We start from the raw sequence: 1,568 nt of genomic DNA on the forward strand, positions 1-1,568 counted from the left end.
AAATATTAAAAGGTCGAAATTTGTATTTTAAAATCAAATAGAAATGCAGGATTCTTTTATTGATCTTCTCAAGTTGTTATTACCTGAAATAATAGTTGAATACTTTGAACTTACTTCTTATGAGAAAGGAGAAGATATCCTTCATTTGTACCTGAAAGAAATCAATTCAATTCCTAAAGAATACAGAGATTCAAAATTAAGTTCAAAAGGATTTTTCGATGAAATAACGGTTCAGGATTTTCCTATCCGCGGACATCAGGTATATCTTCATATCACCCGCAGAAGATGGCTAAATGAAGATACTGGAAAGATCGTTTTTAGAGATTGGAATTTAGTAGCAGACGGAACTCGTGTAACCCAGGAGTTTGCGTCTTTTTTAAAAGAAATCAATCGATTCCAAGCCAAATGATTGTAATGCCATTGCTTCTTTCTATGGCGTTTCTGGCAGGAATTTACAATCTCAATACAAGGATTTTCTAAGCGGTTTTAAAGCATGGGATCAAAAAGCGCATGCTAAAAAATGGCTTGTTTTTCCTAAGAACATTGGAAAACGCTTATCAATAGACGAAACCTCCCTTTCTAATGGCGAGCTCTATACTATTTTAACCAACAAATCTGGAAAAGGCAGAAAAGGAACTATAGTGGCGATGGTTGCAGGAACTAAAGCAGAAGTAGTTATTGCGGTAATTGAAAAAATCCCGCTTAAAGAACGAAATCTAGTCAAGGAAATCACTTTGGATATGGCCGGCAATATGGGGTTAATAGCAAAGAAATGTTTTGCTAATGCAACCCGCGTCACAGATCGTTTTCATGTTCAAAAGCTAGCGATAGAGGCATTGCAGGAAATCAGAATCAAATACCGATGGCAGGCCATAGATCTGGAAAATGAAGCAATGGAAAGAGCCAGAAAGTCAAATATGAATTTTAAATCCAGCATACTTCCTAATGGCGATACAATTAAGCAGTTACTAGCGAGAAGTCGCTATTTCTTGTACAAAAACAAATCTAAATGGACTCCAAACCAAACACAGCGTGCCGTCCTACTAATTGAATTGTATCCTGATATTCAAAAAGGATATAGTCTAACTCAAGAGCTTCGCGGTATATTCGAGAACACAAAAGATAAAATTCTAGGCTTTGCCAAACTAGCCAAATGGCATGAAAAAGTAAATCAATCAGGCTTTAAGTCTTTCAATACAATATCCAGAACGATTATCAATCATTATCAAACGATATTGAATTATTTTGACAACAGAAGCACCAATGCTTCAGCAGAATCTTTCAATGCAAAAATAAAAGCATTTAAATCGCAATTTAGAGGAGTTAGAAATGTAGAGTTTTTCCTTTTTAGGCTGACTAATATTTATGCCTAATTTTTAATGCTCCACAGGTTTTCGCGTTGATCCGTGTTGATCCGACGACCCCTAGATAGCTATCGGGGCTCCCACAAAGTGCAGTACAATTCAATATTTTACAAAACAAAAAATCCCCATCAAATAAATGATGAGGATTCTTCAAAAGAAAGGCGACGACATACTCTCCCACATAACTGCAGTACCATCTGCGCA

General features: G+C 36.1%; 2 protein-coding genes. Both read left to right on the forward strand.

Going from position 1 to position 1,568, the window contains the following annotated elements:
* Nucleotides 1–43 precede the first annotated feature (43 nt).
* Complete coding sequence (locus tag KHA98_RS22720) at nucleotides 44–409, forward strand: ISAon1 family transposase N-terminal region protein (RefSeq protein ID WP_213260282.1); 366 nt, start codon at nucleotides 44–46, stop codon at nucleotides 407–409.
* A gap of 10 nt (nucleotides 410–419) precedes the next feature.
* Nucleotides 420–1,373: an ISAon1 family transposase gene (locus KHA98_RS22725; protein WP_213260283.1), complete on the forward strand. Its 954-nt coding sequence runs from the start codon at nucleotides 420–422 to the stop codon at nucleotides 1,371–1,373.
* The last annotated feature ends 195 nt before the right edge of the window (nucleotides 1,374–1,568 follow it).

The sequence above is a fragment of the Flavobacterium branchiicola genome, assembly GCF_018383905.1.
GTDB lineage: Bacteria > Bacteroidota > Bacteroidia > Flavobacteriales > Flavobacteriaceae > Flavobacterium > Flavobacterium branchiicola.

Coding starts and splice junctions, on each gene's coding strand:
- KHA98_RS22720 (WP_213260282.1), top strand. CDS start 44: ATGCAGGATTCTTTTATTGATCTTCTCAAGTTGTTATTACCTGAAATA.